The 21129-nt window shown below is 34.7% G+C and carries 15 protein-coding genes; 6 read left to right on the top strand and 9 right to left on the bottom strand.

What is annotated here, in order from left to right; translation table 11 throughout:
• Positions 1 to 107: 107 nt before the first annotated feature.
• Both BM201_RS14430 and BM201_RS14425 read right to left on the bottom strand, forming a co-directional pair.
• Complete coding sequence (locus tag BM201_RS14430; RefSeq protein WP_175487055.1) at positions 108 to 875, bottom strand: LytR/AlgR family response regulator transcription factor; 768 nt, start codon at positions 873 to 875, stop codon at positions 108 to 110.
• A gap of 11 nt (positions 876 to 886) precedes the next feature.
• On the bottom strand, positions 887 to 2602 hold the full coding sequence (locus BM201_RS14425) for a tetratricopeptide repeat-containing sensor histidine kinase (RefSeq protein ID WP_092543847.1): 1716 nt from the start codon (positions 2600 to 2602) through the stop codon (positions 887 to 889).
• 263 nt (positions 2603 to 2865) lie between these two features.
• Between BM201_RS14425 and BM201_RS14420 the strand changes: the two genes are divergently transcribed.
• The 4 genes from BM201_RS14420 (at position 2866) to BM201_RS14405 (ending at position 6729) form a co-directional block, all read left to right on the top strand.
• Entirely contained in the window at positions 2866 to 4032 is a 1167-nt protein-coding gene (locus BM201_RS14420; protein WP_092543845.1) for a hypothetical protein, read from the top strand.
• 147 nt (positions 4033 to 4179) lie between these two features.
• Positions 4180 to 4590, top strand: coding sequence for a Fur family transcriptional regulator (locus BM201_RS14415; protein WP_092543843.1), 411 nt, complete (start codon positions 4180 to 4182; stop codon positions 4588 to 4590).
• Between the two features lie 103 nt (positions 4591 to 4693).
• On the top strand, positions 4694 to 5887 hold the full coding sequence (locus tag BM201_RS14410; protein ID WP_092543841.1) for a GTP-binding protein: 1194 nt from the start codon (positions 4694 to 4696) through the stop codon (positions 5885 to 5887).
• Between the two features lie 32 nt (positions 5888 to 5919).
• Positions 5920 to 6729 carry a hypothetical protein gene (locus BM201_RS14405; RefSeq protein WP_092543839.1) on the top strand — a complete coding sequence of 270 codons (810 nt, stop codon included), beginning with the start codon at positions 5920 to 5922 and terminating at the stop codon, positions 6727 to 6729.
• Between the two features lie 188 nt (positions 6730 to 6917).
• Here the strand turns inward: BM201_RS14405 and BM201_RS14400 are convergent, their stop codons facing one another.
• Positions 6918 to 8330 (bottom strand): alkaline phosphatase, encoded by a 1413-nt coding sequence (locus BM201_RS14400; protein WP_092543837.1) that lies wholly within the window; start codon positions 8328 to 8330, stop codon positions 6918 to 6920.
• Positions 8331 to 8819: 489 nt separating this feature from the next.
• On the opposite strand from BM201_RS14400, the gene BM201_RS14390 reads away from it, so the two are divergent.
• Both BM201_RS14390 and BM201_RS14385 read left to right on the top strand, forming a co-directional pair.
• Complete coding sequence (locus tag BM201_RS14390) at positions 8820 to 9971, top strand: acetyltransferase domain-containing protein (protein WP_092543833.1); 1152 nt, start codon at positions 8820 to 8822, stop codon at positions 9969 to 9971.
• Positions 9972 to 10041: 70 nt separating this feature from the next.
• The gene (locus tag BM201_RS14385) at positions 10042 to 10368 is read left to right on the top strand and encodes a DMT family transporter (RefSeq protein WP_092543831.1); all 327 of its coding nucleotides are present in this window, start codon (positions 10042 to 10044) and stop codon (positions 10366 to 10368) included.
• Positions 10369 to 10673: 305 nt separating this feature from the next.
• On the opposite strand, the gene BM201_RS14380 is transcribed toward BM201_RS14385, so the two are convergent.
• The 6 genes from BM201_RS14380 to BM201_RS14355 all read right to left on the bottom strand — a co-directional run bounded on the left by BM201_RS14380 (position 10674) and on the right by BM201_RS14355 (position 21040).
• Positions 10674 to 12140, bottom strand: a complete 1467-nt coding sequence (locus BM201_RS14380) for a purple acid phosphatase family protein (protein WP_092543829.1) — start codon at positions 12138 to 12140, stop codon at positions 10674 to 10676.
• 69 nt (positions 12141 to 12209) lie between these two features.
• A complete protein-coding gene (locus BM201_RS14375; RefSeq protein ID WP_092543827.1) occupies positions 12210 to 13937 on the bottom strand; it encodes a SusD/RagB family nutrient-binding outer membrane lipoprotein in 1728 nt (575 codons plus the stop codon).
• An 11-nt stretch (positions 13938 to 13948) separates the two neighbouring features.
• Positions 13949 to 17512 carry a SusC/RagA family TonB-linked outer membrane protein gene (locus BM201_RS14370; protein ID WP_092543825.1) on the bottom strand — a complete coding sequence of 1188 codons (3564 nt, stop codon included), beginning with the start codon at positions 17510 to 17512 and terminating at the stop codon, positions 13949 to 13951.
• 167 nt (positions 17513 to 17679) lie between these two features.
• On the bottom strand, positions 17680 to 18801 hold the full coding sequence (locus tag BM201_RS14365) for a FecR family protein (protein WP_175487054.1): 1122 nt from the start codon (positions 18799 to 18801) through the stop codon (positions 17680 to 17682).
• Positions 18802 to 18919: 118 nt separating this feature from the next.
• On the bottom strand, positions 18920 to 19483 hold the full coding sequence (locus BM201_RS14360) for an RNA polymerase sigma factor (RefSeq protein WP_175487053.1): 564 nt from the start codon (positions 19481 to 19483) through the stop codon (positions 18920 to 18922).
• A 378-nt stretch (positions 19484 to 19861) separates the two neighbouring features.
• Positions 19862 to 21040, bottom strand: a complete 1179-nt coding sequence (locus BM201_RS14355; RefSeq protein WP_092543819.1) for a BamA/TamA family outer membrane protein — start codon at positions 21038 to 21040, stop codon at positions 19862 to 19864.
• Positions 21041 to 21129 lie beyond the last annotated feature (89 nt).

The raw sequence follows: 21129 nt of genomic DNA, 5'->3' as shown, positions 1-21129 counted from the left end.
TTTATTGCGATTCAAGTTCAAATATACATCTCAAAAAACACCTGTTCTTCAGAATTTAAAAGGCTTTAGTAACTGCAGCGTGTGTGTTAGAATTTACTGCTATTTGGTTAGAATTCGTTAAAAAAGTTGAGTAACAAATGCTTTTTATTTTGAGAAACCGGCACTTCTACCCCCTCGCTTAAAAGCACAAATTGCTTTTTTCGATTATAAGAAGCAATATGTGCACTATTTATTAGGTGTGATTGATGAACTCTTAAGAATCCATATTTTGAGAGTTCATTTTCAAATTTCTTTAGCGATTTAGAAACTAAAACATTTTTAGTATTCGCCAGATGAAATAAAGTATAATTGTTATCAGATTGTGCCTGGATAATATCTTTTAAGCTTACAATATGAATATCATCCTGCGTTTTCAAAACGATCTTTTTATTCTGTTTTTGCCTTTCGTTAAGAAATAAAGTTTCCAGCTGTTTTCTATAATTTTCAGCAGAAATATTTTTCAAGACCTTTTCTACAGATTTTATAAGGTTTTGTGGCGCTATGGGCTTCAGTAAAAAATCTAAAGCACTCAGTTTAAAAGCATCTACAGCGTAGTTGGCATAGGCAGTGGTAAAAATAACCTTAAATTCTGGATAACCCTGTTGATACAGGTTTTCAAGAAAATCTATAGAATTCCCGTCGGGTAAATTAATATCTAAAATCAGCAATTCTGGTAAAAAAGAAACCACTTTATCACTAGCTTCTTTTAAAGTACTTACAGCACAAATTTCGAAACCAAAATTTGTTTTAAGAATATCGCTAAGCATTGCCAAAGATGCATAGTTATCTTCTACAATAAGCACTCGTAAATAATCCTTTTTACTTTCTAAATCCATCTGCAGCATATTTAAACGTCAATAAAAGGGATAATAAGTTTCACCCTTGTTCCCGGGTATTTTTCATCTTTGGTAGCATTGCTAATTTCTAAATCTATTTTAATTTGATTTATTGTATTTAGCTCTTGCATTCTCTTTTTAAGAATATCCTGCCCCATAGATCGATGTAATTTATCATGCTGAATATTTCTTTGTTTTTGCTGAATTCCCAGGCCATTATCGATAATTTCAACGCTTATTTTATGCTTAGCTTCTGTTGTTTTAAATAAAACCTCAACTTTGGGATTATTTGGTCTTCCTTTAGCGCCATGAATAACCGCATTTTCTACAAATGGCTGCAATAGCATTGCGGGTATCCTTATTTCTTCCGCAGAAATTGCAGCATCACATTTAATTAGAAACGAAAAATCTGTTGCAATAGCATTTTCCTGTAAACTTAAATAATTATGAAGCATCGCAATTTCCTCACTTACTTTAATAAAATCTGAATCTGAATGTTCTAAAACCGATCTTATAAGTTTTCCAAAATTATCCAGATAATGCATAGACGTTTCACGCTCGTTTTTATAAATATAGAACTGAACCTGTTGCAGGGCATTAAACAAAAAATGAGGATTAAGCTGCAATCTTAAAAATTTACTTCTTAAATGAGATTGCTCTAACCTTTGCCGAATCTTAATATGTTTCATCCTAAAATAGCCACCAATCCCTAATACTAATAATAAAACGAGTCCGGTTATGATAATCCAAATCAATTCGCGTTTTCTAATCTTATTTTCGGCTTCCAGTAAGGCTATTTTTTTCTCTTTCTCTACGGTTTCATAAGCCGTCCTGATATCGGCAATTTTTTGTTCGTAGTTTTTACTGGCAGCAATATCCTTTACACTATCATATTGGTCGTAATATCGTAATGCTGTCTGGTAATCTCCCGCAGCAATATTTGCGCTTGTTAAATTGTATAAAAGCTGAATTTTTTCCTGCAAATTAGCATCCTTTAAAGCTTTATTGTAGTTTTTGATTCCGTCTTCTATATTTCCGCTATTTACCTGTGCATAGCCAAGATTATTTAAAGTAATTACTGAAACCGGCATTTTTAAGGAATCTCTTAAATGTAGACTTTTTTTTGCGCTTTCTTCCGCTTTTTTCCAGTTGCGTTCTTTAAGATAATAATTACTAAGATTGGTATAAACAATGGCTTCTACGCCGTATTCTTCAAGCTTTCTAGTGATTGCCAGTGCTTCGTTGTAAATTTTGCTTACCTGCTCTTTGTCAGCTTCCATAGAAACACTGCCAAGATTTACCAGGATTTTTAAACGATCTAAATCAGTTTCAGCATAATTTAAAGCTTCTTCAAAATTTATAATGGCATCTTCAAAATTCTGAGATTTAGAATATATAACTCCTACGCCTGAAAACAAATTGACTTTATCCTGAAGGCTTAAATAATTTTGATGTGCTTTAGCTTTAAAATATTCAGCAAGTGCTGTATCTATATTCCCGGTAAGTAATTCTATTTTGCCTAAATACAAATGCACTTTAGCGCTTAAAGAATCGTCATTTTGGGTTGTTAGCAGTTTAGAAACTTTAGTTTTAGCTAAGGCATAATTTTGCTCCTGTAATAAAGAATCTATAGTTTGAAATTCAAAAGACTTTTGAGACTGACTGCTAAGATTAAGCGAAAAAAGAATGCCTAAAAGCACTAATATTGTCCTTAAAGAAAGTTGCATGTTGATTAGTTGGGCGATGTACAAAATTATTAAAATTTTAAGCGAAGGCTTTAGAAATTAGATAAATTATCATTCAATTTTAATAGTGAAGCTTCTTAAGTTTCTGTTTCTAATTCTTATTTTTTATGACTTAAAAAACGATTTGGGTACTATAAAATCCTGAACTAGATCGTACAAGCAGTGGAAGATTAATCGGTAAAATATATTTAATGCAATAAGGTTGCTTTTAATTATAAAAACTGCTATTCTTGCACAAAAAAACAATGACCAAATTTTATTTTACCAGATTATGGCAACTAGCCATATTACTATTTTTAGTAAGCGCCTGCGATAGCTCTGATGATTTCATGATTGACACTGATGTAGAAGAAACACCTGAACCTCCACCAGAAATCGAGCCCACAGGTTATCTGGCCCCTATCACTTTACCAGATACGATTAAGCTAACTTATGGGGAAGACTTCTATGCTGAACTGCCAGAAGATTATAAAGATCAAAATGTAAGTTTTGAAATGCTATTTAACCATGAGAATATAAATATCACTGATAATAAAAACTTAGAGGATGTTTTAGATACAGGTATTGTTATAGACACATTGAATAACCAATTTTCAATTCAAAGTCAGGAACTATATCCCAATAATTTTAGCTCGTCCATAACTGGAAAAAGACTACCAGAAGCTTACGAAATTACACTTACCGCAAGTGCCTATCCAACATTCTTACCGGTAAGTAAAACATTCTTTGTAAAAATTGCTCCTGCACAAATTGATATAGACGAAATGGATAATGAATTACGTATTCCATTTGCATATCAAATGTACGGAACAAGTGATAGCATAACCTACCATCTTTCTACCCCAGATTTAGATCTTGAAAACACTCAGTGGGAATTACACCAAAACGGACGACCGGACGGGAAGGTTTTCATAGAAAATAACCAAATTTCATTTGATGAAAACGCAGGTGATCCCGATCAGGAGGCAGAATGGACCAATGATCTTATAGCCTCCTTAAGCAGAGATGGTTTCACTTTGGCAACAAGACAATTTCGTGTGCGATTTATCCCTGAAATCAAATTTCTGTATGGCACCTTTTATCCTGACCTTGATCTTACTATTCTAACAAACCGTTTGCATATCGCATTACATGAAAACTATCAATCACCAGCTCCTAACGTCTATCCTGCTCAATACAAAAAATCATTTTCAATTCTGAATATACAAAAAGATGGTGCAGCCTTTACGAATGAAGCCGGTACTATAAGTATCGACAAGAAAACAGGACAAATAGCTGTGGCCCATAACCATAGTCTTACAGCAGGAGAATATTTAATTAAAGTACAAGCGGAAACCACTGTAGGTTTAACTTTTGAAACCGATATTACTCTTGTAATGTCGCAGGCCTCGGAAGATGCACATGAACACTAATAAGTAGTTTTATTTTTTATATTTTTCATTTTTCAAATTTTGATTCGAAAGCAGGCTTTAATGGCCTGCTTTTAGTTTTAAACGAAAAATAGGTGATTTTTTAGTTTTTTTGATAAAGCTTACATTTACGTAATAAAAGGGAGGATTATGAAAACTACGGAGAGTAAAAAAACAAGAAACACAAAACATCAAAAAGCGGTTTTAGACCTCTTGAAAAATGCTGAAAAGGCTTTAACTGCTGATGAAATTAGAGAGCAATTAGAAGATCATATCAATAAAACAACAGTATATCGAATGTTAGATCGATTTGTTGAAGCCGGTAAAATTCATTTTGTAACGGGACAAAACGGCAAATCTTTTTTCGCGCTTTGTAAAACTTGTAATGAAGAGCCTCCGCAGCATATTCATAATCACTTACATTTTCAATGTGAAGTATGTGGTAATGTAGAGTGTTTACCAAATACTGTAAAAGTTCCTCAACTGCCCGGATATAATATTAGAGAAACCCAACTGCTTATCATTGGGACTTGTAAGCGTTGCATCAACTCAACTAATTAAATCTAAACTAGAAGCTTAGCTATTATTTTTTATTTTTAACGCAACTTTGTTGCTTTTATTAAAAAGCTTTTCATACTTTTGACGCATATCAAAATATAAAGATATGCGCAAACTTCCGGTTACCGTACTTAGTGGTTTTCTAGGAGCAGGAAAAACGACCTTGCTTAATCACCTTCTTCATAACAGAGAAGGAATGAAACTAGCTGTCATTGTAAACGATATGAGCGAAATTAATATCGATGCGCAATTTGTAGAAAATCAACATACCCTTTCAAAAACAGAAGAGAAATTAGTCGAAATGAGCAATGGTTGCATATGTTGCACATTACGTGAAGACCTCATGATAGAGGTACAACGACTTGCAAAAGAGAACCGCTTCGATTATCTAATTATTGAAAGTACTGGAATTTCTGAACCCATACCTGTAGCACAAACCTTTAGCTTTGAAGATTACGAAGGTTTGTATAATCTGAAAGATTTTAGCTATATCGACTGTATGTTAACTGTAGTCGACGCGTTTAATTTTTTGAATGATTTTTCTAGTGCAGAACTTCTTGAGGATCGTGAAATGGCTAATGATGAAGAAGATCATCGAAGTATAGTTAATTTACTTACAGACCAAATTGAATTTGCTAATGTTATCGTCCTGAATAAAACTGATCTGGTATCAAAACAGGAATTGCAACATGTTCAAAGGATTATAAAAGCGTTGAACCCTGAAGCTAAAATTCTAGAGACTCAGCATTCTAAAGTTGATTATAAGGAAGTAATCAATACCGGTTATTTTGATTTCCAAAAAGCTGAAGCATCAGCAGGATGGATCAAAGAATTGGAAAATAAACATACCCCAGAAACAGAAGAATATGGCATTAGTTCAATTACTTTTAAAGAAAAACTTCCATTTCATCCTGAACGTTTATTTCAATTCCTAATGGCAAACTTCCCTCACGGGATAATTAGAAGTAAGGGATTATTCTGGCTAGCCTCCCGTTCCGATCAGGCACTCATATGGAGTAGCGCAGGTGGATCTTTTAAGACAGATCCCGCCGGAGTATGGTGGGCGTCCATGCCCTTTAATCAACGCATCGATCATCCAGTTTTTTTAGAGAATCAAGACACTATAGAGCTACAGTGGGATCCTGAACTAGGAGATCGTAAGAATGAATTAGTCTTTATTGGAATAGATTACGATAAACGAAAGCTAAGAAATCAACTAAATGCCTGCTTGCTCAATAATTTGGAACTCCAAAAATGGCGTAATGGAAACCTAATCTTAGAAGATAACTGGCCCGTTTAAAATTAAGGTTTAACTGTAAAAGCATCCGAAAAATGAAATATAGAACATTATCAATTTATGGTCTTATAGCCCTAATAAGCTTTACTGCTTGTAAAAATCAAAATAAACAAGAAACACACGATTCTGATGAAGAAGTTGTTTCACAAGAAAATGAGGTTTCAGAAATAAGTATTGTAGCATTAACAGATTCTCCAGCCTATAAGGACGCTAAACTCAAATTAACTGCGCCGGTTGATAATCAATTCAGCGAAAACACTTTGGATTTTCAGTTTGAAGTAGAAAATTATGAACTGGGAGCTCAAACCACCAAAAACAATATCATCTCTTCATTGGCTAATTCAGGAAAAGGACAACATATTCATTTTATTGTGGACAATAAACCTTATTCGGCACACTACAATTCTGATTTTTCAAAAGAATTTACCGAAGGCACCCACCATATCGTAGCATTTTTAAGTAGATCGTATCACGAATCGGTAAAAAATGAAAATTCTTATGTCGCTAAGACGATCAAAGTGGGAGAATCAACCGCAGCACAAACCAATGTAGACTTTAACAAGCCTACCTTGATTTATAGCCGACCAAAAGGAGAATACTCAGGAGAAGATACTAAAAATGTAATGCTGGATTTTTTCTTATTGAATACAAAACTCTCTGAAAATGGAAACTATGTAAAAGCAACGATCAATGGAAATGTTTTTGAAATCAAAAAATGGCAACCATATATCATCAAAGGACTTCCAAAAGGAGAAGTAAGTATTAGGTTGCAACTTTTAGATTCCGAAGGAAACCCAATAGACGGAGAGTATAATGATGTTAAAAGGAGCGTTAAGCTCAAATAGTAAACTATCTCGGGGCTTATACCCTATGGCGGTGCCAATAAATAAATTTTAACAAGCCGGTAAAGTTTCATAATGGTTGGTTTTACAATTAATCACTTTTTACAGCCATCTTTACCGGTTATTTTATAAACAAAGAGGGGATTGAAAAATCCCCTCTTTGTTTATACATTTTTCTATAAAAAATCTGTCTAAAATTTATTTTCTACTTCTGCTACCTTCAACATAAAATTATGCAGTTCGTAATTCTTCACAAAAGGATTAAGCTGATCACTCCCAGGACCATAAGCTGCAAGTTCTACATAATCTCCGGAATGATTCATACTAATCCAACCTATAGAGGTATAATCCTTTTGCATTTCAGCAAGTGGACCAAATGGTAAATTGTTAGTATTATATAATCCCTCATTACTTTTTGTATAATAATTCATTAAGGTTTTAGCCTGATCTTTTGTAATGGTTTGATTCCCATTAACGTCTGCAATCAATTCCCTTATTGACCCAAAAGAGTTGGCCTCCGTTTTAATCTTATTTAATAGCCAGGCATTGGTATGGGTGAAGTGACTTAAATGATTAAAATTTTCATCTACCTCATGACTTTTTATTAAGCCTGGATTAGCATTTCCATGATCCGTAGTAATAATTACTAAAGTTTCCTGATCACTCTCTGCAAAATCGATGACCTCTTTGATCGCTTCGTCAAAAGCTATCTGATCGTAAAGTAATGCTGAAGCATCATTTGCATGGGCAGCCCAATCTACTTTTCCTCCCTCAATTTGTAAAACGAAACCATCATCGCTATTTGTAGAAAGATAGTCTATTGCTTTTTTGGACATTTCTGCAAGCGAAGGTATATTTTCACTTAAATCGCTATCATGAGCTCGATCTAGAGCATAGGGTAGCCCAACATCTGAAAAAACTCCTAACATAGGTTGTTTGCCCCTATAATTCATTAGTTCACCTCGGTTCTTAAAAACCTTATAATTTTTGGATTCAAACGCACTATAAAGATCACGGCCATCTCCTCGCTTGTCAGCAGCAAAATTCTCATTACCGCCACCCATCATCACATCAATTTCAATGTCTAAATAATCTAGAGCGATTTGATCCTGATCACCTCGATCTTTCTGCATCACACAAAAACCAGCTGGAGTAGCGTGGGTGATCGGAACCGTAGTGACACATCCTACCTTTTTACCAGATTGTTTAAATTTTTGCCATATTGGTAGGTGCTTCAATCCGCTTGCAGAAACATTTAATGATCCATTAGGGACACGCTTTCCACCACCCCATGAGGAACTGGCAGCGGCCGAATCGGTAACCATTGAATCTGCAGAGGCTGTATCCATAAGCGCCCTGTTTATTTTGCCTTCCCGATATAATTCTAACCAGTGACTATCTTTGCCATTTTTCAAATACAAGAGTCGATCTGCCATATTCAGCGTTCCGGTACTCATACCATCACTCACCATAAATATGATATTTCTAGCTTTCTTAGAGCCAAATTCGTCTTTATTATCAAGCCATAAATTAGAATGAAAATCACTTACTAGACCTCCAAAGGCAAAAAGACTACCATTCTTAAAAAAATCTCTTCTTTTCATTTAACGCATATTAGTTGCGTTAAAATTAATTTAATTAGACAAGTTTCACATTATTTAGATGTTAACTTTTTAAATAGTGAGAATTAATAATTAGCAAAGACTTAATCAGTCAGTTATATAAAATCAGAATCATAATAATTCTATCTAATCTTATTTTATGACTTAGCCTGAAAATAATTTAATAAAAAATTACGTTATTGCAACAAAGTTTAATTAGAGACTCAAAAAAGATTTATGAATACAAAAGTTTTTAATTATGAGCTCATTGCTCCCATTGATTTTGAAAACCCCTTTATTATAGATTCCATTATAAAAGAAAAAATGTTGAATCATCTCGATGGAAAATATAAAATTAAAACAGTGAACCTATCCCTCAATCGTAAAGATAATTACGTACTTATCGTACTAGTAGAACTTCTAAACTAATTGTAAAAGTACTATAAGCTTAGCCTTTGGTTCAGTGCTTTTACAACTCTGCACTCTTTAAAAATGGCTCATAAAATAAAAAGTACCTCAAAACGAATTCATTCTATTGATATCCTTCGTGGCCTGGTTATTTTACTAATGATAGTAGACCATGTTCGAGAACGTTTCTTTTATCATCATCAGGTAACAGATCCCATGGATATTCAACATACAGATCCCTCTTTATTCTTTACTCGATTAAGTGCTCATTTTTGTGCACCTATATTTGTATTTCTAACCGGGCTCTCTGCATATTTATACCAAAATCCGATTCAGAAACCAAAACGTGATCTTCAGTCGTTTTTATTGAAGCGCGGCTTATTTTTGATTGTTTTGGAAATCACCTTAATTAATTTTTCGTGGTTTGGGAACTATCAAAACTTATACCTACAGGTAATTTGGGCCATTGGCCTTAGCATGATCGTCTTGGCTTTAGTACTTAAATTACCAAAACGTATATTAGGTATTATAGGTTTGCTAATCATATTTGGTCATAATCTTTTATCCCCTGTAGAATTTCAACCTGGGGAAATAGCCTTCCCAGTATGGACAATACTACATGATCGTGGTTATCTTCTACAATCTGGGATTTTGAACATAAAAGTTTCTTATCCGGTACTTCCCTGGATAGGAGTAATTTTTTTAGGATATTATGCCGGGATGCTGTATACGAATACTAAACTTGCAAAAAATCGACATCGCTTCCTGCTAGCTAGTGCTTTTATATCTTTAACATTTCTAGGCCTACTACGTGGTTTCAATCTCTACGGAGAAACTAACCACTGGCAAATTCATTCCTCGCCAATAGAAAGTATAATGTCTTTCATTAATTTTACAAAGTACCCTCCATCCCTGGATTTTTTATTGTTAACGCTCGGCATAGGTTGTTTTCTCCTCTATTTCATTGAGCGCTTTGAGCGACCATGGATGCTCGTATTTAAAACTTTTGGTAGTGTTCCTATGTTTGTATACGTATCTCATTCATACATCCTACTTATCGCTTATCAAATATTGAACACGACATTTGGTGCTAATCAAGGTGCATACTTTGGTGTAAATCATATTGCATATGTATGGCTCATAGCCATTGCATTGAGCATGTTGCTTTACTGGCCGGCCAAAAAATTCGGCACATTTAAAAAAAGATCTACGAATCGAATTTTAAAATACTTTTAGTAAAAAGGATCAGGATACTTATTAATATTCTGTTTCTAATTCTTTCTATGTTTGCTGAAATTTATAAGCTATGAATTGGATACTTTTAATTATTGCCGGCTTGTTTGAAATGCTTTTTGCTATATGTCTGGGTAAGGCAAATCATACTCAAGGAATAATCTCTAAACTTTGGTTTGGCGGGTTTTTAATCTGCCTATTTCTAAGCATGACTTTGCTTGTAAAAGTAACAAAGGTACTTCCTATTGGTACAGCTTATGCAGTTTGGACTGGAATTGGTGCGGCCGGTACCGTGCTTTTAGGAATATTTGTTTTTAAAGAACCTGCTACTTTCTGGAGGTTATTCTTTATTACCACGTTAATCGGTTCGATTGTTGGTTTAAAGTTGGTATCACACTAACTATTAAAACTATATTTATCAAAGAGGTCATATAGTTAGTATATACCAAACTAGATGTTCTTAAAAACTGGCTTTAAAAATATCCAAGATCAGTATCATATATAGCTCATTTTATATAAAAAGCCTCTAATTTCTTAGAGGCTTCTACCAACATGTGAATTAAACACTGCAATCAAACAAACTTACTCTATTAATTTTAATTCGAAAATTATATTTCTTAACAAACTAACTCTGGGCAAGTCAGTGAAGCATCTCTTTGAAAATGGTCTTTAAATCAAGGTAAGATTCATAGCATTTAATCGCTATTATCGAGTATAATCACTTTTAAGCCTAACTGGCGTATCCGGAATTCTGTTTTTTAAAATTTTCTTGTTTCCAGCTTTAGTTAGATCAAATGCATCGTATAATGTACCTATAGGCGTATATGCTTCGTAGCTGAGTTTATTATTTTTAATAGTAATGATCTGAAATAATTGCGTAAACTCACCTCGCCTTTCTATCCATTTCTTATCTGTAGATTCATACATTTTAGGACCACTAACAGATACTGCATAAATGGTTCCTGCATCAGACATTAAAGTGACACCAGATTTTTTATTGCTAATTTGTCCCCTTGCATAAGTATGATCATGTCCTTGTAATACAAGATCCACTTTGTATTTATCTATTAAAGGCTTTAAATGTTCAATAAGAACCGCATTATCCTCTCTTTTTTGAGCCGGTGTGTATAGCGGAAAATGCATAGTTAATGCTGTCCATTTTTTAGTATTATTCTTTAAAATTGAATCTAACCATTGCACCTGTGCTTCTCTATGCTCATCTTTACGATCAAAATTAATACAGTCTATTGAAATTACTTTTAGATCCTGATAATCTACTGCATAAGTGGTTTCAGAAATCTCATTTATTCCTTTTGGTCCGTTTTTAGGTAAATTAAATTGTGGTTGCCATAAAGGCGTAAGTGTTGTGTCTTTATATTCATGATTACCGGGCGTCATAATACTTGGCACCGTAGCATGGATAAAACTACCAGAATAAAACCATTCTCCCCACTGTAAATTAGAATCATGATCGTTTATTAAATCTCCTGCATGTAACATAAAATCTACCGAAGGAAATTTTCTATACGAGTTTCTAATCACACGACTCCACATCGATTTAACCTGGTTTTGAGCATCTCCAAAATAGATAAAACTAAACTCTTCTCCAGTTTTATCTGATGCTGTTGTATATTGAAACCATTCGCTCCATAGCGTATCTCCCTCTAGTTCATTACTCCCTACACGGTAAACATAGGTCGTTTTAGGTTCTAAGCCCGTAATGGATGCCGAGTGATAATTAGTCTTTACCAAAGGTTCGTTATGCTTAACATGTTTATTTTCAAAAACTTCAGTTTTAGCATTTACACTTTTAATGTCTCCAAGTTGAAATTCTGGGCCATCTGTGGCAACAGCTACTTCTAATACCGCGTTATTAATTTGTTGATTGGTTCGCCAATTTACAGCAATCATTGTGGCGGCATCTTCAGGAACATTCGCGATAATACGATCTGGCACTTTACTAGGATATAAAAGTTTATGCGCAGGTATAGTATCATTAGCTTCATAATGCGTATGTGAATGACTATGCCCAGTACCATTTTCATCATGCGAATGAGAATGACCTTCTGTCTCTGTTTCAGTTTTCTTTTCTATATTATTACAAGAGAAAACAGAAAAAATAAGTCCAAGAAATATGGCTGATATTGTTGCTTTTTTGAATACTTTTTTCATTTAAATTGAATTAAATAGAGAGACGACTATGACCTACTTGACCAAGCCGTCTCATCTTTAATTATTGTACTATTGAAGCAACCACATCTCTGACCATTGATCATTTTCTGAAGGGCTTAAACCCGACTCAATGGCTTGCAACATATTGGCTTCATTATAAGTGTCTGAATAAATAAATCGAACAGGAGTATTTTGTCCCCGGGTTCCTGAAATGATATTTTGATCCAGGTTCGGATATCCTGTACGTCTCCAATCAAACCAGGATTCATAGGTTAACCACAAAGAGATCCATTTTTGATGCATTATATGCTGTAATGGATTTTCAGATTCTTCAAGAATACGGCGAGCATTCTCTAGATAACGTGCTTCGTTAAAAGCTACTGTCCTATCTTCTTCCACGTTATAAATGGCATTTTCAGCACCGTCATAGATTTCATATTGATCGAAGGATAACTGAATTCCTCTTTCATAATGCGCTGTTTCATCATCAGAGATCCAGCCTCTAAGGCTTGCTTCAGCTAATAAGAATTCAACCTCAGCAGCATTCATAAATACCGCTTTGACCAAATCGTTGGCATTTTCTGAATACATATCGGTTAGGTATGAGCTATGCGGATTTGCAGCTGCAGCCAGATAAACATCTGGTCTTTCATTTGCAATGGCATCTCCAAAATCGCTTAATGTAGCCGCTCCCATATTAAAATCATTGGGCGCACTTAAAGCAACCGGTAAACCAACATAAAGCGAGGTATTTAAATCATTTTCAAGATTATCATCAGAATTTATTTCAGCAATATCAATACTTGTAATTCTTCTTAATCGGCCATTCTCCAAAACAAGTCCGTCTGTTTCCCCTGCGGTTAATTGTACATCTACCGGACTTACCCACTTGGTTAATCTTGGATCTTCCAGAGCAATTAGATCGTTTACAATTGTTGCTGAAGGTTTTCTTCTGTAAAATTCAGATCTGTTGCTCCAGTTTAATGGACCACCAGGCCAGCTGTTGTTTTCATCTGTACCTATGTAACTAATAGAAGCATTATCATCGTTGCTAATTATGATTGGTAAATTACTCTGAACTATTTGCGAGAAATTAGAGCGTGCATCTATATCATCCTTTTCAGAAAGGCGCATATAGAATCTAAGTCTTAAAGAATTTGCAAAAGCCTGCCACTTCGCGCTATCGCCGCCATAAACTATATCAGCATCAGCTACTTCTGTTATAACCGCGCCATTACTTAACAGCTCATTTGCCTGTTCAAGATCAGATAAAATACCTAGGAAAACTTCTCTTTGTGAATCGTAAGAAGGCTGAAATGCTTCTCCTCCATTTTCTGCCATTAAAGCTTCACTGTAAGGGACATCACCAAATGCTGAGGTCAGGAAACCAAAACCATAAGCTTTCATGATTAAAGCTACACCCTGATAATAATTTCGCACTTCACCTTCTTTTTCGTTCTCCGCTCGTTCATAAATGTATTGCGCATTTTTAAGCGGACTATAGAAACTGCTGTAATCTACCGGTGACCATTGATAATTATTCTCTTCGTAACTGGTAAAATCTCTCTGTAGATATTGTGTTGCTGCTGAAAGTTCTCCCCAATCGTAGGATAATTGACTCTGCATTTGTGCTGAAGAACTTAATATTCCTGTTAGTACAAATTTGATGTCAACTTCAGTATCAGCTAAATTATTTGGGCTTACATTGATTTCTGTTAGCGAATCACTGCAGGCAATGTTAAAAGCAAGGATACTCAAAAAGCCAAGCTTTATTATATTCTTTTTAAAAGTTCTCATTTATATAATGATTAAAATCCAACATTTAGTCTAAATCCAACAGGCGCCGTCCATGGAGCCAGATTCCATTTTTCGTGACCTTGCTGGCCTCCATGATAGGCAAGTTCTGGATCGATCCCTATGCCCGCTTCTGTCCATAAAATAATGTTCTTAGAGTACAGAGAAAAGGAAATATTATTTGCAGAAATCTTACTAGCTAATTTTTCTGGCAGCGTGTATGTAAAAGTTATATCTCTTAATTTCACAAAAGACGCATCATACATAAAAGCATAGCCAGTACGCCAAAAACTCCCACTAGATTCTACTACGCGGTAAGCATCGAACATTCTGGTTCCCGGGCCTCCAAAATTTTCAGTATAAGTTCCGTCCCCATTATCGATCACTCCTGGAAAAAAAGCTCCATTATAATTACCATTATTCTCAAAACCTCCAAGTTCTTCGGTTCTTCCACCTATCCAAACATCATTATCACGATAAACCGGATTATTTCGAATTTCATTTGCTAAAGCTTCTCGATCTCCGCCAAAAGAATTGGCATCTAGAATTCCAGAAAATGTACTGGAACTTACTCCATTTTGCCAGTTTTCGATCTTACCAGAACGAGCCATTCTTTTCATAGATTCAGAAAAGAACTGTCCTCCCTGTCGCCAATCGAAACTCGCAGATAGTGTAAAGTTCTTATATGAAATAGATGTGGTCATTCCTATGGTAAAATCATGATTAAAATTACCTACCTTCTTTTGATTCTCGTAAGTACGATCTACTACCCATCTACCGTTAGTATCCAGTAAATTCCAACCTGCATAAGGCCCTTCTTCTACTTTTTGAATATAAGGTGAGTATAGATCACCAATTTCTCCTCCTACCCTGGTGAATGATCCCATATCACGACCACCTCCAAAAGAAACACGATCTATCCCGTCCACAAGTTCTACCAGTTTACTTTTTTGGGTGGTGAAATTGAAGTCCATATTCCATAAAAAATCCTCACTTTTTATGGGAACCAGATGCATTCCCAACTCAACTCCGTAGTTTTCTACTTTACCGGCATTGATAGTGGTACTTGTATATCCCGAAAGTGGTGAAGCATTAACATTTAAGATCTGGTTACGGTTTTCGTTTTTATAATACGTCGCATCTACACCAAATCGATTATTGAAAAATTTAAGATCTGCACCTACTTCATAAGAAGTTGCTATTTCTGGCTTCAACTGGGTATTAGGCATACTACCTGGCAGCGAATAAGTAAAATCTTCTCCCCAATAGCCTTGTGATAATATTGGATGAATAGCATAAGGAGATGTATCTTTTCCTACCTCGGCCCAACCTGAACGAAGTTTTATTAAAGATATCCATGATGGCATTTGTGTTATTTCTGAAATTAAAACACTCCCAGATACCGATGGATAGAAATATGACCTATTTTCACGAGGAAGCGTACTCGACCAATCGTTTCTTGCAGTAACATCAATAAAAGCAATGTCTCTAAATCCTAAAGAAAGTAATCCATAAGCGCTATAGATCGCTTTTTCTGAAAATGCACTGGCATAATTTAGACCACCTCGTGCTACATTAGATAACGTAAATAATCCTGGTAACACAAGATTATCACCTCCCGCATTAAAACTTTCTCCTTTAGAATTTAGAATATTACCACCAGCAGAGGCAGAAACATTAAAATCCTTTAGATCTTTAGTATAGCTGAAAAGTACCTCGGCATTCGATTCTCTATCCAATGCTCTATTAATAAAATAGGAACCAAATGGTTGCGTATTACCAAAGCCCTGGTATGACCACGGACGAATAATTTCCTGTCTATTATTATTGCTGCTATGAGAAACTCTTGCAAGTGCATTAAACTCATCGCTAATTTTCCAATTTAGTTCAAGATTTCCAAAACCGCGAATTCTGTCAAAACGGTTTTGGCGTTCTCTACTAAACCACCATGGGTTATTGTAACCTTCTGTAATATTTCTTTGCTGAACATTATTCTCTAGCCAAATTTGATCTTTAAGATCGTTAATGTTGATATGCGGTGCGATATTATAGATGTCAAAATATTCATCATTACCACCAATTAAGTTTGAAGGATAATTATCTGAATTAGAATTGGTAAGATTAAGGTTTAAGGATAAATTTACATTTTCTGCAATTTTATAGTTTGTTCCTAGATTTAAACCTATACGCTTAAGTTCTGCTTCAGGTGTTATTCCCTCTCCATTTAGATGTGAAATTCCAAGTCTAAAATCTCCTTTTTCGTAGGAACCAGAAACCTTCGCATCATTGATCGTTGTTACGCCAGTGGTAAAATAATCTTCCAGACTGTTATCATAAAATTGTAATGGAGCGGCTTCCCCATTTGTATTCCATTGTACTGCCTGTGCACCTTCTTCCGCTCCGTACCAATGCTGCCAGGTGGCTTCGTTAAATAAACCACGCTGCCCATTGGTGAAACGATTCTGTAAATCGAAGTATTTATAAGGATTATTAATGGTTAAAGTTGAATTTAGGCTTACTCCTATTCCTTTTTGAATGCCTTTACCAGACTTTGTTGTAATTAATATCACGCCATTTCCTGCTCTGGATCCATATAATGCAGCTGCACTTGCTCCTTTTAGTACACTTACAGATTCGATATCCATTGCACTTATATCTCCCATCACGCTAGCGTCTCCTACGGGCGCTCCATCAATAACTACCAAAGGTTGATCATTTCCAGTTAATGAGGTTCTTCCTCTAATAGTCACGTAAGATGGTGCAAAAACGTCATTTCCAGCTCTGCTCACATTTAGTCCGGAAACTTTTCCAGATAATCCGCCTAACACATTTTCCTGCGGAACTAAATTTAAACGTTCAGAATCTACTTCTCCAACGGCATATCCTAAAGCTTTTTTCTCTCGCTTCATTCCTAAAGCTGTAATTACAACTTCATCCAGATCAGCTGCACTGGGAGATAATTGAATATTTATTGTAGCACGCTCATTAACCGCAATTTCTTGAGTTTTGTATCCAATGAAGGAAACAATGAGCATGGCATTTTCCGAAGAAATAGAAATACTAAATTCCCCTTCAAAATTTGTTACCACACCATTAGAAGTTCCTTTTTCGATAACACTTGCGCCAGGAAGTGGAAGCCCATTTTCATCTGAGATCATTCCCTTTACCAGGAACTGCTGTTGCTTATTCGTGGATTCAGAATGTGAAGGCAGCGGCTTCTTTTCTGTTAAATGAATTTGTTTGTCTTGCTCTACAACAGTGTATGCTGTAGAACTTTTATCGAACATCAATTTTAAAACTTCAATTAAAGGTTTCTTTACAACCCTGATGTTTATTTTTCGACTTAGATTTACATTTTTAACTCGGTAAATAAAATGGAAATCAGATTGATTTTCGATCTCATCTATTAATTGATAAATACTAACATCTTTATGATCGAAAGTAATTTTTGTTTTTTGTGCCAAAGAATCATTGGCCTTCATACTAAAGACAGATAAAAAAAGTAAAAGGCTTATTCTCATTTTTAATTTATCGAATAAAGGTTTTGGTCTTCTTTTAGGTTTAAGAAGTTTTTTCATACTTTTAAAGCATTATTAAGTGATTGTTTTTTGTGACAGTCTAAAATATACAGATCGGGAAATGTTGCCGCATTTTCCGATTTTTTTTGCTTCAGGTTTTCTAAGCTACTGTCTGGTTCTAACTTGAGTGATCTTGTACAATTTTTACATAGTTTTTATTTTAAATATTAATTGATATAGATAGTATCTCCAGATGCTGTATAATCGATACCATGGTATTTCTTTAAACTTTCAAAAAGCTTAGTGACCTCTATTTTTCCAAAGCTTGCGCTAAACTTTTCTCTTGCCAGCACTTTATTATTGTTGATAATGGTCTTGTCGTAATGTCGTTCCAGCTTTTTTATCATGCTATTAAAACTTATATCACGAAAAATAAGCTTCCCTTCCATCCAGGAAGTATAGATATCTGGAGTGGTTTCAGTAATAACAATTCTGCTATTGCTCTTTTTAATGCTTCCCATTTCTCCGGGAGATAATATGAACTGATCTCTATTATCACTAATTTCATTTGGAGCGAGAGCCACTGCTCCTTCTACCAATACAACATCTGTTGTTTCGTCTTCGATATAGGACTGAACATTAAATTTGGTGCCTAGAACGCTAATTTGTAGATGATCTGCATTCACAAAAAACGGATGCAAAGAATCGTGAGCTACTTCAAAAAACGCTTCTCCTGTTAATGTAACCTCACGATTTTTTCCTTCTATAAATTGAGATGGATAATTTATGGAAGACCCTGAGTTTAGATGAACCTTACTGCCATCTGCCAGCTGTAATTTGAATGTTTTACCGTAAGGAACATTAAGTGTGTGATATTCGATTACTTTAGAAGTTTCAGAATTGTTATAAATAAGGGTTTGATTATTGTTTATTCCGTGAACGCTTCCATTAGACGTAACAGCATAATCGCCATCTCTTTTTTCTATAACTTTTAATTCGCCGTTAGGAAGTTCTAAAGTAATTTGATTCTCATTAAAAGCACTATTTTCACGATCTCCGAAAAATTGTTTCAATAAAACAGCACTACCTAAAAGCATTACAAAAACAGCGGCAATAGACCAGTAACTTATTTTATATGAAGATTGTTTCTTAGGCTTTTGAACTTCAATAGTGCTTAATATTCTGGTAAAAAGTCTAAGCTTAACCTCTTCTTTATTGCTTAGCTGCCATAACGATTCTTGTTTGATCTGCACTTTTTCACAATAGCGTTTTAGAAGTTTCACTTCAGAAGCACTACACGTTCCTTTTTCAAATTTCTGTAAAAGATCAAAAAACTCAACTTTGGTCATGTTCATTAGCTTTATATAAACAAGACACAAAAGCCAGGCTTATTTCACACACCAAAATCTCAAATAATTTGATCTTAATATTTTGTTAACCCAGGCTGAACCTTATGCTAACTTTAGGCTATAAATTGCCAGAAAACAATAGGATTATTAAAGTTGTTCCTAATTCTTTGCGTAGATGTTTTAGTGCAAGGCTAATTTGATTTTCTACTGTTCTTTGAGATATATTGAAATGCTTTGCAATTTCAGCTGAAGAATAATGCTGAATCTTATTCATATAGAAAATATCACGACAACGATCTGGAAGTTCTTTAGAAGCGCGGTTTATAGCTAAAATAGTATCATTTTTATCAAATTCTTGTTCGATCTCAGGAATTAATTCAAGCTTACCAACGATCGCTTCATCTAATTTTGTGAATTTATCGTCTCTAATTTTTAGTAAGGCTCTATTACGAACTGCATTAAAAAGGTAGCTTTTAAGATTCGTGATTTCTAGCTCTTCTTTTCTAATCCAAATTTGCGTAAATACTTCGTGAAGAACATCTTCGACGAGCCAGGTATCATTTAAAATTTTAAAACAATACATATAAAGTCTATCCCAATATTTATCATAAACCTGTTTAAAAGCTATTTGATTCCCTTGTTTAACAAGCGAGAAGAGCGTAGGGTCTGTGGATATATTCAATTTTTCGGCTTCCAAATGAAGTCATCTTATATTCACAAAAAAATTGAAGATTTATAAATTGGGCAAGGCATTGGGGTTAAGGATATATTACTATAACACTACTTGTATATCACCTAAAATAAAATTGTGAAATAAAAAATGGGGACGAATGCACCCCTACATAGCTGTCCCCACTTTATATATTACCGCTATGAACTACAAAATTAAATTTCAAGACTCTTAGCTTACTTAAAATATTCTGTACTTAAACGGTTAGGTTGAGATAAGTTCTAAAAACCCCAATTTTCGAGAACTTATCTATGCAATGATATTACTATAAATTTATTTCTGCAATACCCAATATTGGGTAAAAATTGGGTATAATTTAAAATGAAACTTTTAAAATGCTTCTCCAATACTTATATAAAAGTTGCTGTCGTCTTTAGTAAACGCATAATCAAACCGCAGGTAAACATCCTTTTGCTGGAAGATCAAAAAACGTGCTCCTGCACCGGCAGACCATTTTACATTATTTACCTGTAACTCGTCCCAATCATTAAAAACTTCTCCCACTCCTGTAAAAATCGTAGCACCTAAACGATCTGTAAAACCAAGTTTTAAAGGTAAAAATCGATATTCTACCTGTGCTGCAATCTGGTTCCGATCTCTGTACCGTCCTTTAAAATAACCACGCATTAAACTTTCACCGCCCATATAAGAAAGCTGATTAAAAGGTACGTCACCGCCAAAATTAAATTCACCGTAAAGTTGTGCGGCGAGGACATTATTTTCACTTACTTTCTTATAAATTCGGTTATCCAGAGTTATTAATTGATATTCTACATCACTTTTCCAGAAAGGATTATAATTTAGATATGCAAATTCGCTAAAAAAGGCATCACGTTCGTTTAAAACATTATGGCGCTCATCGTACACAAAACCTACTCCCAATCCAAAATTTGTGGTTCCATCAGCTCCAAAGGGTAATTCAAAATCTATTTCATCTCGCCCTTCAGCAGGATCAAAAGAAACATTGCTTAAACTTCTAAAATCGGTTTCAAGACCGATATAGAAATTTTCGAGCACTCGACGTAAAACCCGTTCTTTAATCCGAATTTGAGTAGCATCTACCAACGCGATATTTTTCTGCGGAACATTACCTCCTATTCCATAATATTTCAGCGGAAATTGTTCAAAATCGATATCTCCTAGAAAAAACCAGGTATCCTTATCTGAATATAATGCATGACTCATTCTAATCCCATACTGCCCATTTAGCGTAAAAAAGCTGTAGGCTTTCATTTCACTTAAACGGTTATTTACATCTTCGTTTGCGTAGTAAATATAAAGCGGAGTTACTCCAAATTCTACTCCGGTTTCGGGACGATATCCTACAGTTGGAAATACAAAGAATTGAGAACGTTCTTTAGAAACCGTATCATTTAAAACGTTATTAATATATCTGGAAATAAAATTCCTCTTGGGTTGTTTTTTTTTCGAGTCCTGAGCAAAACCAGCAAACTGAACACAAAAAAACAGGCAGAAAACGAGTAAAGTGGAGTAAGTTATTCTAATCATAATTGGGTTTGCAAACAAAAATAAACTTTAAAGTCTTTAAGCATCAAACTTTCACTTTTACCTAACATTAAATTGGGAAGAATTCTAAA

The sequence above is a fragment of the Zunongwangia mangrovi genome (assembly GCF_900112105.1).
Taxonomy (GTDB): Bacteria; Bacteroidota; Bacteroidia; order Flavobacteriales; family Flavobacteriaceae; genus Zunongwangia; species Zunongwangia mangrovi.
The sequence above is the reverse complement of the archived record's forward strand: the minus strand, read 5'-3'. Positions and strand labels throughout refer to the sequence as shown.